Consider the following 14,515-nt stretch of genomic DNA (forward strand, 5'->3'; position numbering starts at 1 on the left):
TAGCGGCGCAGCGCCTCCGCGGCCGCCGCCGTCACCGCCTCCGTCACGGAGATCAGCGCCGGTGAGTCCAGCTTCCACTGCTGCCAGTACAGCGGGACGTCGACCGGGCGGTCAGGCGCGAGTCGCACCAGTCGGCCGTCCGCCAGGAACGGCTCCGCCTGTGTCTCGGGGATCAGGCCCCAGCCCAGTCCGGCGACCACGGACGCTAGGAAACCCTCCGAGGTGGGCACGTGGTGCCGTACGGCACTCGCACCGGTGCGGGAATGCAGCAGTCTGCGGACGAACGCGTCCTGGAGATCGTCGCTGCGGTCGAAGGCCATCACCGGCGCCCGCGCCAGCGCCTCCCGCAGTGAGCCGCCGAGGTGCCGTTCGGCGAACTCCGGGCTCGCCGCGGCCAGATACCGCATCCGGCCCAGCGGCCGCACGGAACAGCCCGCCACCGCGTCCGGCGAGGACGTCACCGCGGCCATCACCAGCCCCTCCCGCAGGAGCGTCGCCGTCCGGCTCTCGTCCTCCCGCCGCAGCTCGAAGCAGAGCCGCGGCTCCTGGGATACCCGCTCGAGCACCGCCAGGAACCAGGTCGCCAGGGAGTCGGCGTTGACGGCGACCGACACCCGCGTCGCCTCCCCGGCCCCGCTCAGCCCCAGCTCGGCGCGCGCGTCGCGCTCCAGCCGGGCCAGCTGACGGGCGAACCGCACGACGACCTCGCCCGACTCGGTCGGCCGTACCGGTTTGGTGCGCACCAGCAGCACCCGCCCCGTGCGCTGCTCCAGCGCCTTCACCCGCTGGCTCACCGCCGACGGCGTCACGTGCAGCGCCGCGGCGGCCGCGTCGAAGGTGCCCTCGTCCACCACCGCGAGCAGCGTCCGCACCTGGTCGAGGGGAAGCTCGGTCAGCTCTGACTTCACGAGAGCTAAGGATACGTAAGAATCTTTAGCTGTACGCCAGGAGATCGTCTCCCTACCGTGAAGGGCATGACAAACGCCTTGACCACCGCGGCCGCCGGATTCGGGACCGGCCTCTCCCTGATCGTCGCCATCGGCGCGCAGAACGCCTTCGTCCTGCGCCAGGGGATCCGCCGCGACGCCGTCCTCGCCGTCGTCGGCATCTGCGCCCTGTCCGACGCGCTCCTGATCACCCTGGGAGTGGCCGGCGTCGGCGCGGTGGTCGTGGCCTGGCCCGGGGTGCTGACGGTGGTCGCCTGGGTCGGCGGACTGTTCCTCCTCGGCTACGGCGCGCTCGCCGCCCGTCGGGTCTTCAGGCCCGGCGGCGCCCTGCGAGCCGACGGCGACGCGGCGGGGTCACGGCGGCGGGCGGTGCTGACCTGCCTCGCCATGACGTGGCTCAACCCGCACGTCTACCTCGACACCGTCTTCCTGCTCGGCACGGTCGCCGCCGACCGCGGCCCGCTGCGCTGGACGTTCGGCCTCGGTGCCGCGTTCGCCAGCCTGGTCTGGTTCGCCGCGCTCGGCTTCGGCGCGCGGCTGCTGAGCCGCCACCTCGCCAAGCCGATGGCCTGGCGCGTGCTGGACGGACTGGTCGCCGCGACGATGATCGCCCTCGGCGCGAGCCTCGTCGTGGGCGCGTGAGGCGTCCGAAACCTGAGACCACCCGTCCCGGATGCTCGACCGCTGGTGCCATAGTGATCCCTGGTTCCCGATAGGTGGGTCGTCGCCTGGGGCGCGGCCATCACCGCCTTCGGGCTCAGCGACAGTCTGTGGCTCGCGGTGCTCTTCCTGGCCCTCGCCGGGGTCGCCGACATGGTCTCGATGGTCTTCCGCGGGGTGATCCTGCTGTCCGTCGCCGGCGACGAGATGCGCGGCCGGATGCAGGGTGTGTTCACGGTCGTCGTCGCGGGCGGCCCGCGCCTCGCCGATGTCCTGCACGGCACGGCGGGCTCGGCCTTCGGACCACGCCCGGCCACCGTGGGCGGCGGTCTGCTGGTCGTCGTCCTCATGCTGGGCCTGGCCGCCGCGCTGCCCGCCCTGCGCCGCTACCGCGTCTGACGGCTCAGAGCACACCGCGCCGGTGCTGCCCGTACTGCTCCATCAGCTTGCCCCGGGTCATCTCCAGCCGGTGCGCGAGGATTTCGGCGACGTACCGCACCAGCGACAGCCCGAGTTGGGTGTCCTCCTCGCACAGCCGCAGCACCGCCTCCGCCTCGAACTCGTAGGCGCGCACCGGGCTGAACGCCTCCGCGCCGAAGTCCCACCGGTACGGCGGGAACAGCCAGGACCAGCCGAGGAGATCACCGGCGCCGAGGCTCGCGACGGTGACCCGCTGCAGGGACGTCACGCGCTGGTCGAGAGAGACGGCGCCCGAGCGGATGACCCAGAAGCGGTCGGCCGTGCCGCCCGCCTCGAAGATCCGGGCGTCCTCCGGGAAGGAGACCTCCCGGGCGAGCGACATCAGGCGCTGGCGCTGCGGCGGGGGAAGGGCGGTGAGCAGTTTGATCGCTTTGGTCATGACACAGGGCTCCTCGCCGAGGACTGAGGTTCCGGTGCTTTCCCTGCGTCCATTTCAGCCCGTGCCGCCGCGCTGAGCACCTCGGCGGAGCGCGGTTTCGGCCGAGGACCGTGGGGCGGGTCGCTGAGGGCATGAAAAAGCCCTGGCTGGACGGGGGAAGCCAGCCAGGGCCGTATGCGGGGTTCGCGGGGGACTGATTCGATCGACCCCGTGACCACGTATGGATGAACCGTAAACCATCTTGGCGGATTCCGCGTAACCGAGACCGGGTCACGTGACCTGTTTCACTCGGGCCCGGATTTCAGCCCTGTTCGGAGTGCCTGCCAGGGGTCAGGATCTCGTCCAGCACCATGATCACCGTCTCGTACGCAAGCGTCCGAACGGCGGCGTCACGAGCCCCCTCGGGGTCCGTCGACCTCAGCTGCTCGCTCCGCATCCGCCAGGAACGCTCCTCCTGCCGGGCACTGGCCCGGGCTCGTTGCATCCGTCGCAGCAGTTCGTCCGAGTCCACGACATCAATCATGACAACCGCGTACCCGCGAATCGCCCCGATGTGCGGTCCCGTGTCGCCCGGTCATCCGTCCGGTGCCTTCACGGGTACCCCCAGGGGCCGGGCCAGGCCCGTCACGCCCTCGTCGAGGCGTTGCAGATGCCGCAGGACACGGTCGGTGATCCGGCCGTAGCGCGGGATGCCGGGCGTGGTCGGGCCGAGGAGCGAGGCGATGCTCGGGCCGGTCTCGATCCCGGCGCCGGAGTGCTCGTCAGCGACATGGGCGCCGATCGCCTCCAGGTTGTGCTCGATGCGCGAGGCGGCCCGGCGCAGCCTGGGGTCGGCCGCGATCGAGGGGTGAGTGGGCAGCAGCTCGGCGGTGGCCGCCAGCGAACGGGCGTGGAACGCGCACGTCTCCAGCAGCGCGACGACATAGCGGGCGGTCTCCCGGCGGGCCCGTAGCGGCGTGACCGGATGGGTGAGCGGCTTGGTGGCGGCGCGCAGGTCTGCCAGTGCCTGGTCGAGCTCGCGCGCCTCGTCGAGCAGTTCTCTGGGCGGTTCGCCGCTGAGCTGGTCGACGGCGCTGCGGGTGACGTCGCCGAGCCGCTCCAGCACGGTCGCGAGCAGCTCGTTCGTCCGGCGGTCCGTCCGCACCGGCAGCACGAACGCCGCCGCGATCACCCCGCAGGCCGCGCCGAGAGCCGTCTCCTCGATGCGCAGCACCAGCACCGACAGGCTGTAGGTGTGCAGCAGGGTGTAGAGCAGGCCCAGCGCCGCGGTGACGAAGAAGGACACGGCCGTGTACGACAGCGGCGCCGAGTAGAACATCGCGAACACGAACAGCAGCACCAGCGCGAACGCCGTCCAGGTGTTGTGCCCGACCGCGCCCGCCAGCACGATGCCGGCCAGGACGCCGAGCACGGTCCCCAGCAGCCGGCGGTAGCCCTTGACCAGGATCTCGCCCGTGGACGCGGTGTTGAGGAACACGATCCAGCAGGTCAGCACCGCCCAGTACCAGCGGTCTCGGGACAGCAGCTCGCCGCCGACGATGGCCAGCGTCGACCCCACGGCGACCTGCACCGCGGCACGCGTGGTGGGCCGCCGCAGCCCCGTCGCCTCCTCGGCGGGGGTCTCCTCGTCGGCGTCGAGCACCGCGTCCTCGGCGTCCAGTTCCTCGCGCGAGCGGGCGGTCGCCGGGCTGTCGTCCGACTCGTCCCGGGCCCCGCCGAGCGCGGTCCGCAGGCCGAGGACCGCACGGGCGGCCTCGCCGATGGCCCTGAAGACGTCCTGCACCGCGGGTGACGCGACCGGCAGGTTCTCCTCTTCGCGGTATCCGAGGAGCCGGTTGCGCAGCTGAGCGACCGAGGGGCCGGCGGCCTGTTCGACGGGGCGCAGCACGAGCACCCGCAGCGCTTCGAGGTCCCGGCGCAGTGTCTCGGTCGCCTCGTCCTTGACCGGTTGCCGCCCGCCGGACGGGACGGGAGCGCCCGGCAGATGCATGGCGAGGGTGTCCACGCGCTCGGCGCCGCGCGCCCGCAGCAGCGACAGCCCCAGCCGCTCGGCGGCGATCTCCGCATCCGCGACACGCCGTTGGACCAGCGCGGCCACCCGCTCGTCGGCGGTCCCGCCCTCCAGCCGGCCCTGGATCAGCAGAGCTGTCTCGTGCAGCCGGGCGGTGCCCTCGCGCACCTGCTCCAGGGCCCGGTCGGCCTCTTCGGGACCGGCGTCCAGCAGCTCGTGCTGGGCGGACAGCAACTGGGCCAGCCGGGCGCGGAACGCCTCGCGCAGCCGCTCCAGCACGCCCGTCGGCGTCTCCGGGACCAGCACGAACCGCACCAGCGCGCCGCACCCGAAGGCCACGGCGACCGCGCGGAACAGTTCGGGCAACTCACCGACGGAGGCGCCGACGAACAGGGACACGAAGTAGATCTGGAAGCCGATCAGACCCAGCGCGGTGCCCCGGTCGCCGAACCGGCGGCCGTAGACGGCACAGAAGATGAGCGCGACGAAGACCAGGTCGCCGGCCAGGAGTCTGTTGTGCAGCGCCGCCGCCGACGTCATGGACGCCAGCGCCACCGGCAGGCCCAGCGCGAGCGTGATCGCCTGCTGCCCGCGCTGCTTCTCCCGGATGGCGAACGTCGAGACCATCGCCGCCAGCGCCCCCGCGACCAGGTGCGTGACGTCGGTGCCGAGCACCGCGAGCACGGCGACCGCGAGGGCGATCGAGCCCGCCGTGCGCAGCCCGGCCGTCAGTCTCAGCAGACCGGGGTCCGAGGCCGCGACACGGTCGCGCAACCGCGCTCGGGCCGGCCCTCCCGCTGACCTCACGCCGCCGTACTCACTCCCGCTCCCTCTCCTCGCTCACACCGCGCACCGCGGTCCGGCCGACTCCGTCACCTCACTCGGCCGTCCCTTCGGCGGCGTCCTTCCCGTCGACCTGCGCCCGCAGCTGCTCCGGCGTCAGATAGGCGTGGACGAACTCGAAGTCCTTCAGCTTGGCGGGGGTGCGGGACAGGAACCCGGTGCGCACGAAGTCATCGCCTGCGACCGCGTTGAGCAGCCAGTTCGTCATGACGCGGGTCTTGGCGACGTTGGTGCGCAGCGCCGACCAGTGATATCCGCGGGCCACGGCCATCGCGGGCAGGCCCTTCAGCTCCACGCCGAGCGGCTTGGAGACGGCGTCGCGGCCGCCGAGGTCGACGACCAGGCCGAGGTCCTTGTGCCGGTACGGCCGCAGCGGCTGGTCGCGCAGCGCCGCGATGACATTGTCGGCGACGACCTTGCCCTGGCGCATCGCGTGCTGGGCGGTGGGCGGGCAGACGGCGCCCTCCTCGTCCTTGGCCGTGTCCGGCACCGCGGCGGCGTCGCCGAGCGCGAACACGCCGTCGTGCCCGGGCAGGTTCATCTCGGCGGTGACCGCGAGCCTGCCGCGGACCGTCTCCGCGCCCAGCGTGGCGATCAGCGGGCTGGCGACGACACCGGCGGTCCAGATCAGCGTGCGGGTGGGGATCACCCGGCCGTCGGTGAAGGTGACCTCCTCGGGACCCGCCTTCGCGATGGACACGCCCAGGGAGACCTCGATGCCGCGCTTGCGCAGGATCTCCTGGGCGTCGGTGCCGAGTTTCTCGCCGAGTTCGGGCATCAGCCGCGGCGCGATGTCGATCAGATGCCACTTGATCAGATGCGGATCGAGCCGCGGATACCGCTTGACCGCGTTGTGGGTGAGCATCTGGAGGCACGCGGCGGTCTCGGTGCCGGCGTACCCGCCGCCGACCACCACGAACTGGAGTCGCGCCGCCCGCTCGTCCGGATCCTGGCTCGCGTCGGCGAGGTCCAGCTGCGAGATGACGTGGTCGCGCAGGTAGGCGGCCTCGGCGAGCGTCTTCATGCCGTAGGCGTGGTCGGTCAGCCCCGGGATGTCGAAGGTCCGGGTGATGCTGCCGGGGGCCAGCACGATGTAGTCGTACGGTTCGTTGACGATCTTGTCGGTGATCGTGCGGATGACGCAGACCTTCGACGCGAGGTCCACGCCGATGGCGCCGCCCGGGATGATCCGGGTGCGGTACCTGCGGCTGCGGCGCAGAGACACCGCGATCGACTGAGGGGTGAGGACGCCGGAGGCGACCTGGGGCAGAAGCGGCAGGTAGAGCTGGTAGGAAGACGGCGTCACCAAAGTGATCTCGGCTTCGTCCGGGGAGAGTTTGCGTTCCAGCCGGCGAACGCATCCGACTCCGGCGAAGCCTGCGCCAACCACCAGGATCCTGGGTCGTGTCACGGTGATCATCCCTTCTGCGGCTCCAGGCGGTCTGCCTCGACGACGTTCGCCTGCCCCTGGATCGCGGCTTCGCACGCCTCGATCCCACCGTGCCACCGGTCGTTCCGCCAGCCGGGTGCGGCAGGCAGATGAACCCGTCGTGAGCCACCTTGCCCCAACCGGCGCGGGGGCACACCGGTTCGGAAGTGAAAGACGTGTCCGCGCGATCTCTTGACGAGTCATTGGTCCGGACCTAACTTCCGTAATGCTCATCCACATAAGGGATCGCAATTCATGTACCTGAATCTATGAAGTGCGGTTCCCCCCACTTCCGACAGGAGGCAGGATGCGCCCAAGCCTGCGCGCCCTCACCGTCAGCACGGCACTCTGCGCCACGTCGCTGCTCGCCGCACCGCACGCGTCCGCCGAAGTCGAGCCCGGGGGCTGGCAGTCGGTGTCACCGACCTTCACCGAACAGGAGCGGGGCTGCGGCCAGATCGACGGCCTGACGTTCCGGCTCACCTGCTCCACGGCCAGCGGCGACCAGCGCGCTGAGCGACGCTATGCCACCTACACCGGCGGAACACGCCAGTTCGAGGGCTACTTCCGCATCAGCAGCCTCAGTGGCACGCGGATCAGCCTCAAGCAGACCTTCCACGAGTCCGGCTCCGGCCCGTACTTCATGCTCGCCGTCGAACGCGGCGGCAGGCTCTACGCGGTGCACGGCGGCACCACGCTCTCCAACGCCGGAACCGTCGGCGCGACCGTCCGCGTCAACACCGTCCACCAGGTCGGCGCCGAGCACCGCACCTACATCAACGGCTCGCTGAAGCACACCTACGCGAGCCCCGGCGGCAGCTTCTACGACAAGTTCGGCGCCTACCGCACCAACAGCGGCAACGGGACGGCCACCGTGGAGTGGAGCAACGTCCGCTTCTGGCGCAAGTAGCGGAGGCCGTATGCGAGGAAAGGTGCCTCTCGCGGTGTCGGCAGCGCTGATCCTGGCGCTGCCGGCCTGCGCCGCCGAGCCGCGGCAGCCGCTGCGGGCCGCCCTCACCGCGCCCACCGACATCGACCTGACCTGGCGGGACGACCGGCCCGGGATCGCAGGTCACGTCCTGGAGTTCGCGACCGACGAGGACGGGCCGTACACCGTCCTTCAGTACCTCGCGCCCCAGGTGACCGACTACCGCCACCCCGACCTGATGCCCCGCACCACCTTCCACTACCGGCTGACCTCCTACCGGGGTCCCACCGCCCGGCCGCACCCGACCGAGCGGCCGGACGGCATCCGCCTGACCTGGACCGACGACTCCCCGGCCGAGGACGGCTACCTCCTGGAGATCCGCAGGAAGGACGGCGAGCGCTTCGACCCCGTCGCCGTCCTCGCCCCCGACACCGAGGCCACCGACTTCGTCCCCCTGCCCGACGAGAAGAACGCCGCCTACCGCGTCCGCGCCTTCGTCCTCGGGGAGCGGTCGAACGTCGTACGGCTGACGACGGGCGAATGAGACGAACGGACGGGCTCAGCCGAAGACGTTGTCCGTGTCGTCCCAGTGCGCGAACTCGTCCGACAACTGCTCCCGCGGCGCGCGCGAGCGAGCCTGGTACATCGCGTCGATCTGAAGCGCGTAGTGCCGCACGATCGCGTCCCGCCGCAGCTTCATCGACGGCGTCAGCAGACCACTGGCCACGTCGAACGGCTCCGCCAGCACCCGGAACACCCGGATCGACTCCGGGCGCGACACCGCGCTGTTGGCGGCGGCCACGGCCCGGGCCACCTCCTCGCGCAGCGCGTTCTCCTCGCGCGCCTCCCGGATCCGCGCGTCGCTGCGCACGGCGAGGGACTCGCGCCAGTAGGCGAGGAAGTCGGGGTCCAGAGTGATCAGGGCCCCGACACAGGGCTGGTTGTCACCCACGACCACCGCCTGGTGGACCAGTGGATGCATCCTCAGCCGCTGCTCCAGGAGCGCCGGCGAGACGCTCTTGCCGCTGCTCGTGACGATGACGTCCTTCTTGCGCCCCGTGATCGTCAGATAGCCGTCGGAGTCCAGCCGCCCCAGATCCCCGGTCGCCAGCCAGCCGCCGCGCAGCGCCGCCCGCGTCGAGGCGTCGTCGTTGACATATCCCTGGAACACCGACGCCCCGCGCACCAGGATCTCCCCGTCGTCGGCCACCCGGATGTCCACGCCCGGCAGCGCCTGCCCGACCGTCCCCGACATCTCCCGGCCCAGCGGCTGCGCGGTGACGCCGCCGCTGGTCTCGGTGAGCCCGTACCCGTCGTTCACATAGATGCCGACGCCCTCGTAGAAGAGGGAGAGCTCACGGTTCAAGGAGGAGCCGCCGGACGTCCCCAGCATCACCCGGCCGCCCAGCGCGCCGCGGAACTTGCGGTACACCGTCCGCTCGTACAGGGCGTGTTGCAGCCGTAGATCGAAACCGGGCCCCGGGCCGCCGCCCAGCCGCTGCCGTTCCAGGGCCGCCGCGAAGTCCCGCGCGGTGTCGGCGGCCCGCTCGAACAGGGCACCCCGGCCCGCCTGCTGAGCCACGCGCAGCGCGTTCTTGTAGATCTTCTCGAAGATCGACGGCACGGCACAGAAATAGGTCGGCTTGAAACTGCGCAGGGCGGCCGACAGCGCCTCCTCGCGCAGGTCGGGCTCGTGCCCCATCATCATGCCGCCGCGGATGCACAGGGTCTGGAGCAGCAGGCCGTACACATGGGAGAAGGGCAGGAAGGCGAGGACGGACGCCTGGCCGCCCGGTGGCACCACCTTGTGGCCCCAGCCTGCGAGGAGCGTGTCGCAGGGGGCCGCCAGATTCCGGTGGGAGAGCGCGCAGCCCAGGGGATGGCCCGTCGTGCCGGACGTGTAGGCGACGACCGAGGTGGAGTCCGGCAGCACGATGCGGCGCAGCGACTCGACCGTGGTGAACGGGACGAACTCACCGCGCTCCGCGAGCTGCGCGAGCCCTCCCGCGTCCAGCTGCCAGACGTGCCGCAGCCGCGGCAGCGATCCGCACACGGAGCCGACGGTCATGACCGCCTGCTCGTCCTCGACGACCACGCCCACGCACTCGGCGTCCCGCAGGATCCACTCGACCTGGTCGCGCGACGCCGTCGGATAGATCGGGACCACCTCGGCGCCGACCGTCCACAGCGCGTAGCTGAGCACCGTCCACTCGTACCGGGTGCGCGCCATGATGGCCACCCGGTGGCCCGGTGAGATGCCGGACGCGACCAGCCCCTTGGCGAGATCGGCCACTTCGTCGCGCAGTTCCACGGCCGTCACCTCCTCCCACACGGTGGAGGAGGGATCGGGGCGGCGCGCGAGCATCGGCAATGTCGGATTGACGGCCGCCGTCTCGAAGACGCTGTCGGCGAGCCCGCCGGTCATGGGCGTGACGCTGGGGGGAGCGAGGCCGAGGTCGCGCATGTGCACTGCTCCAGATGTGTACCGGGTGTGACGTCGCCGATGAGTTCCGTTATCGGCGCTGCCCGAATCTAGCCCAGCCGGGACCGGATGGTGTCGGGAACGGAGAACTCCGGCGTCACATCCGTTCAGGCAGCAGCCAGAGCGTGGCCAGCGGAGGCAGTGTCAGGCTGATGTGCCCGTCCTCCGGCTTGACGGGACCGGGGTTGGTGACGTCGCTCCCGCCGAAGCGCGCGGCGTCGGTGTTGAGGGCCTCGTGCCAGGCGATCACCGAGTCCGGCACCGCGAGCCGGTAGTCGTGACGGACCACGGGGGAGAAGTTGCTGACGGCGAGCAGCGGGGTGCCGTCGGCACCGAACCGCAGGAAGGCGAAGACGTTGTCGTCGCCGGCGTCACCGAGCACCCACCGGAACCCGCCCGGGTCGGTGTCCCGCTCCCACAGGGCCGGCGTCGCCCGGTAGCGCGCGTTCAGATCCGCGACCAGATCCCGCACGCCCTCGTGGTCGCCGGCCGACGCGTACCCGGGATCGAGCAGCCACCACTCCGGACCATGCGCCTCCGACCACTCGGCGCCCTGTGCGAACTCCTGCCCCATGAAGAGCAGCTGTTTGCCCGGATGCGCCCACATGAAGCCCAGATATGCACGGTGGTTGGCGCGACGCTGCCACCAGTCGCCCGGCATCTTGGACACCAGCGCCTGCTTGCCGTGCACGACCTCGTCGTGGGAGATGGGCAGCACGTAGTTCTCGCTGTACGCGTACACCATCGAGAAGGTCATCTCGTTGTGGTGGTACTTGCGGTGCACCGGCTCCTTGGAGATGTACTGGAGCGAGTCGTGCATCCAGCCCATGTTCCACTTCAGCCCGAAGCCGAGCCCGCCGCTGTCGGTCGGCCGGGTCACCCCGTCCCAGGCGGTCGACTCCTCCGCGATCGTGACGACCCCGGGGTTGCGCCGGTACACCGTCGCGTTCATCTCCTGGAGGAACGCCATCGCGGCCAGGTCCTCGCGCCCGCCGAACTCGTTCGGCGTCCACTGTTCCGAGTCCCGTGAGTAGTCGAGATAGAGCATGGAGGCGACGGCGTCCACCCGCAGCCCGTCGATGTGGAACTCCTCGCACCAGTACGTGGCGTTGGCGACGAGGAAGTTGCGCACCTCCGTGCGCCCGTAGTCGAACTCGTACGTCCCCCAGTCCGGATGCTCGGCCCGCCGTGAGTCCCCGGGCTCGTACAGCGGCTCCCCGTCGAACCGGCTCAGCGCCCAGTCGTCCTTCGGGAAGTGCGCCGGCACCCAGTCCACGATCACCCCGATGCCGGCCCGGTGCAGGGCGTCCACCAGGTACTTGAAGTCGTCGGGCGTGCCGAGCCGCGAGGCCGGCGCGTAGAAGCCGGTGACCTGGTAGCCCCAGGAACCGGCGAACGGATGCTGCGCGACCGGCATGAACTCGACGTGCGTGAAGCCCAGGTAGTTGACGTAGGCGGGCAGCTCCTCGGCGAGTTCGCGGTACGTCAGGCCCGGCCGCCAGGACGGCAGGTGGACCTCGTACACCGAGAAGGGGGCCTGGTGCACCGGCACGTCGCTCCGGTGCGCCATCCACTGCTCGTCGCCCCACTCGTGGTGCGAGGCGTGCACGATCGACGCCGTGTCCGGCGGGACCTCCGCGCGGCGTGCCATCGGGTCCGCCTTGAGGAAGCGGTGGCCGTGCCGGGAGGTGATCTCGAACTTGTACCGGGTGCCCTCGCCGATGCCGGGCAGGAACAGCTCCCACACCCCGGACGCACCGAGCGACCGCATCGGGAACGCCGTCCCGTCCCAGCAGGTGAAGTCCCCGGCGACCCGCACTCCCCGAGCGTTCGGCGCCCACACGGTGAAGCGGGTGCCGGCCACGCCCTGATGGGTCATGGGCTCGGCGCCGAGCGCCTTCCACAGCTCCTCGTGCCGCCCCTCGCGGATGAGGTGCAGGTCGAACTCGCCGAGGGCGGGCAGGAAGCGGTACGGGTCGTGGACCTCCCGCTCGTCCGACCCGTCCTCGGCGTAGGACACCAGCAGGGTGTACGCGGGGATCGCGTCCAGCGCCAGTACGCCGGAGAACAGACCGCCGCCCTCCGAGACCAGCGCGGTGCGCTCGCCGCCGACCACGACGCTCACCGCACGCGCGAACGGACGGAGCGCCCGGAACGCGATCCCGCCGGGGACCGGATGTGCCCCGAGGAGCGCGTGCGGATCGTGGTGGGCGCCCGACAACAGGCGCTCACGCTCGGCCGTATCGAGGGCGGGCGCGGTGGCGGGCCGGCCGGGTCCGGCCGGCTCGGGCCGCGAGGTCTCGTGCAGGGCCATGGGGGTCAGGCTCCTCTCACGGCGAGGCGTTCGATCGCCGCCATCGGTACGGGCAACCAGTCGGGTCGGTGCCGGGCCTCGTACAGCACCTCGTACACGGCGCGGTCGGTCTCGTAGGCACGGAGCAGCCCGTGCTTCGTGCGCGGGTCCCAGCCGGCACGGGCCGCGTAGCCCGCGCAGAAGGCCTCTCGGCAGCGGCGCGCCCACTCCGGCCGCCACGGCCGGCGCTGGCGGGCGGCGTAGTCGAAGGAGCGCAGCATGCCGGCGATGTCCCGCACCGGGGAGTGCACACCACGCCGCTCGGCCAGCGGGCGGGACGGCTCGCCCTCGAAGTCGATGACGAACCACTCCCGGCCGGCCCGCAGCACCTGACCGAGGTGCAGGTCGCCGTGGATGCGCTGGGCGGGCGGCCCGGGATCGCAGGCGGCGAGGGTGCCGAAGGCGGTGCGCAGCCCGGGGACATAGGGCTGGAGCGCGGGGACGAAGTGCGCCGCGAGCTCCAGGCGCTCGGTCATCTCCGCGGCCGTCCTGCTGTTCTCGGCGTGTGCCCGGGAGGGGAACGCCGACGCCAGCGCCAGGTGCACCTCGGCTGTCGCCTGCCCCAGCTGACGGGCCTCCGCGGTGAAGTCGTCACCCGAGGCCAGCGCGCCGAGCCCCAGCGTCCAGCCGTCGGAGGCGTCCCGCAGGAACGGCTGGAGCACGCCGAGCGTCGCCTCCCACGGGTGCGTCGTGCGGAACCAGGCCACCGGAGCCGGTACCCGACCGCAGCCCTCCCGGGCCAGCGCACCGGACAGCTCCAGGTCGGGATTGACGCCGGGCTGGATGCGCCGGAACAGCTTCAGGATGAACGCTTCGCCGTACACCAGCGAGGAGTTGGACTGCTCGGCGTCCAGCAGCCGCGGCACGAGCCCGGCCGGCACCGGCACCGACGGGTCACCCTCGAAGCGCAGCGGACCCGCCGTGCCGGGGTGCCGCAGCCGGTCCAGGAGCAGCTGGGCGCAGCGGGGGTCCTGAAGCGCGTCGAAGACGGTCAGACCGGCGAGCGGACCTTCCTCCGCCCGGCCGATGAGCGCCTTCCCCAGGCGTGGCGACAGATGCTGCCGTACGCCGATCAGCAGCTGGTAGCAGTCGCCGGCCGGGGGCGCGCCGCCGGGTGACGGCACCGCCGAGTGACCGGCGTGCACCAGCAGATGCAGACAGCCCGGGAACAGCTCCGTCATCGACAGCAGCGCGAGGTCGGTGACGGGCCGGTCCTTGCCCGCGAACCAGCGCTGGCGTGGCAGCCACTCGCGCAGCAGCCCGGCCAGCGAGGCCATCGGGCTCGCGTCGACGGTACGGGTGGGTCGGGGAGATGCGGTCTTCTGCATGGTGACGCGTCCTTTCCTCGGCACACGCTCGAAGCTCACGCTCAAGTTCGTCTGCCGATGCGGGATGCGACTCGGGTGAGCCGGAACCAGTAGAAGCCGTGGCCCCCGAGGGTCAGCAGATACGGCAGTTCGCCGATGGCCGGGAATCGGACCCCGCCGAACAGCTCGACCGGGTGGCGTCCGCTGAACTCGCGCAGGTCGAGCTCGGTGGGCTGTGCGAAGCGGGCGAAGTTGTGCACGCACAGCACCAGGTCGTCCTCGTACTCGCGCAGGAAGGCGAGGACCGCCGGGTTCGACGACTGGAGTTCGGTGTAGGTGCCGAGGCCGAACGCCGGGTTCTGCTTGCGGATCTCGATCATGCGGCGGGTCCAGTGCAGCAGTGACGACGGGGACGCCATGGACGCCTCGACGTTGGTCACCTGGTAGCCGTAGACCGGGTCCATGATGGTCGGCAGGCAGAGCCGTCCGGGGTCGCAGGTGGAGAAGCCGGCGTTGCGGTCCGGGGTCCACTGCATGGGGGTGCGGACGGCGTCGCGGTCGCCGAGCCAGATGTTGTCGCCCATGCCGATCTCGTCGCCGTAATAGAGGATCGGGCTGCCCGGCAGGGACAGCAAAAGGGCCGTGAACAGTTCGATCGAGTGACGGTCGTTGTCGAGGAGCGGGGCGAGGCGCCTG

General features: G+C 71.3%; 12 protein-coding genes and 1 pseudogene. 4 read left to right on the top strand and 9 right to left on the bottom strand.

Annotated features, from left to right (window positions below; all coding sequences use genetic code 11):
* Positions 1-908: LysR family transcriptional regulator ArgP (locus AC3ETA_RS46760; RefSeq protein ID WP_432198994.1), on the bottom strand; the 908-nt coding region annotated here is incomplete at its 3' end.
* Between the two features lie 66 nt (positions 909-974).
* Here AC3ETA_RS46760 and AC3ETA_RS46765 point away from each other — a divergent pair.
* Together AC3ETA_RS46765 and AC3ETA_RS46770 are read left to right on the top strand one after the other, a co-directional pair.
* Positions 975-1,589, top strand: a complete 615-nt coding sequence (locus AC3ETA_RS46765; protein WP_432198995.1) for a LysE/ArgO family amino acid transporter — start codon at positions 975-977, stop codon at positions 1,587-1,589.
* Between the two features lie 78 nt (positions 1,590-1,667).
* Positions 1,668-2,006: pseudogene (locus tag AC3ETA_RS46770) on the top strand (MFS transporter); the annotation flags it as partial.
* A 4-nt stretch (positions 2,007-2,010) separates the two neighbouring features.
* On the opposite strand, the gene AC3ETA_RS46775 reads toward AC3ETA_RS46770, so the two are convergent.
* The 4 genes from AC3ETA_RS46775 to AC3ETA_RS46790 form a co-directional block, all read right to left on the bottom strand.
* Complete coding sequence (locus tag AC3ETA_RS46775; protein ID WP_432198996.1) at positions 2,011-2,466, bottom strand: cyclic nucleotide-binding domain-containing protein; 456 nt, start codon at positions 2,464-2,466, stop codon at positions 2,011-2,013.
* Between the two features lie 301 nt (positions 2,467-2,767).
* Complete coding sequence (locus AC3ETA_RS46780) at positions 2,768-2,989, bottom strand: hypothetical protein (RefSeq protein ID WP_432198997.1); 222 nt, start codon at positions 2,987-2,989, stop codon at positions 2,768-2,770.
* Positions 2,990-3,040: 51 nt separating this feature from the next.
* Complete coding sequence (locus AC3ETA_RS46785) at positions 3,041-5,284, bottom strand: FUSC family protein (RefSeq protein ID WP_432198998.1); 2,244 nt, start codon at positions 5,282-5,284, stop codon at positions 3,041-3,043.
* 70 nt (positions 5,285-5,354) lie between these two features.
* On the bottom strand, positions 5,355-6,740 hold the full coding sequence (locus AC3ETA_RS46790) for an NAD(P)/FAD-dependent oxidoreductase (RefSeq protein WP_432198999.1): 1,386 nt from the start codon (positions 6,738-6,740) through the stop codon (positions 5,355-5,357).
* A 316-nt stretch (positions 6,741-7,056) separates the two neighbouring features.
* Between AC3ETA_RS46790 and AC3ETA_RS46795 the strand changes: the two genes are divergently transcribed.
* On the top strand, positions 7,057-7,659 hold the full coding sequence (locus AC3ETA_RS46795) for a hypothetical protein (protein WP_432199000.1): 603 nt from the start codon (positions 7,057-7,059) through the stop codon (positions 7,657-7,659).
* Between the two features lie 34 nt (positions 7,660-7,693).
* A complete protein-coding gene (locus AC3ETA_RS46800) occupies positions 7,694-8,221 on the top strand; it encodes a fibronectin type III domain-containing protein (RefSeq protein WP_432199001.1) in 528 nt (175 codons plus the stop codon).
* A gap of 15 nt (positions 8,222-8,236) precedes the next feature.
* Here the strand turns inward: AC3ETA_RS46800 and AC3ETA_RS46805 are convergent, their stop codons facing one another.
* From AC3ETA_RS46805 to AC3ETA_RS46820, 4 genes are all read right to left on the bottom strand, one after another.
* Positions 8,237-10,141, bottom strand: a complete 1,905-nt coding sequence (locus AC3ETA_RS46805; protein ID WP_432199002.1) for an AMP-dependent synthetase/ligase — start codon at positions 10,139-10,141, stop codon at positions 8,237-8,239.
* Positions 10,142-10,256: 115 nt separating this feature from the next.
* Positions 10,257-12,473: a 1,4-alpha-glucan branching enzyme gene (glgB, locus tag AC3ETA_RS46810; protein WP_432199003.1), complete on the bottom strand. Its 2,217-nt coding sequence runs from the start codon at positions 12,471-12,473 to the stop codon at positions 10,257-10,259.
* Positions 12,474-12,478: 5 nt separating this feature from the next.
* Positions 12,479-13,840, bottom strand: coding sequence for a maltokinase N-terminal cap-like domain-containing protein (locus AC3ETA_RS46815; protein ID WP_432199004.1), 1,362 nt, complete (start codon positions 13,838-13,840; stop codon positions 12,479-12,481).
* A gap of 41 nt (positions 13,841-13,881) precedes the next feature.
* Positions 13,882-14,515 (bottom strand): alpha-glucosidase C-terminal domain-containing protein (locus tag AC3ETA_RS46820; RefSeq protein ID WP_432199005.1); only part of this gene is annotated, 634 nt, incomplete at its 5' end.

It is taken from the genome of Streptomyces sp. bgisy027 (genome assembly GCF_057710365.1).

What these genes read in the sequence shown, in the direction of transcription:
- AC3ETA_RS46805 (WP_432199002.1), bottom strand. Translation starts at nt 10,141, where the DNA reads ATGCGCGACCTCGGCCTCGCTCCCCCCAGCGTCACGCCCATGACCGGC.
- AC3ETA_RS46780 (WP_432198997.1), bottom strand. Translation starts at nt 2,989, where the DNA reads ATGATTGATGTCGTGGACTCGGACGAACTGCTGCGACGGATGCAACGA.
- AC3ETA_RS46775 (WP_432198996.1), bottom strand. Translation starts at nt 2,466, where the DNA reads ATGACCAAAGCGATCAAACTGCTCACCGCCCTTCCCCCGCCGCAGCGC.
- glgB (WP_432199003.1), bottom strand. Translation starts at nt 12,473, where the DNA reads ATGGCCCTGCACGAGACCTCGCGGCCCGAGCCGGCCGGACCCGGCCGG.
- AC3ETA_RS46765 (WP_432198995.1), top strand. Translation starts at nt 975, where the DNA reads ATGACAAACGCCTTGACCACCGCGGCCGCCGGATTCGGGACCGGCCTC.
- AC3ETA_RS46815 (WP_432199004.1), bottom strand. Translation starts at nt 13,840, where the DNA reads ATGCAGAAGACCGCATCTCCCCGACCCACCCGTACCGTCGACGCGAGC.
- AC3ETA_RS46795 (WP_432199000.1), top strand. Translation starts at nt 7,057, where the DNA reads ATGCGCCCAAGCCTGCGCGCCCTCACCGTCAGCACGGCACTCTGCGCC.
- AC3ETA_RS46790 (WP_432198999.1), bottom strand. Translation starts at nt 6,740, where the DNA reads ATGATCACCGTGACACGACCCAGGATCCTGGTGGTTGGCGCAGGCTTC.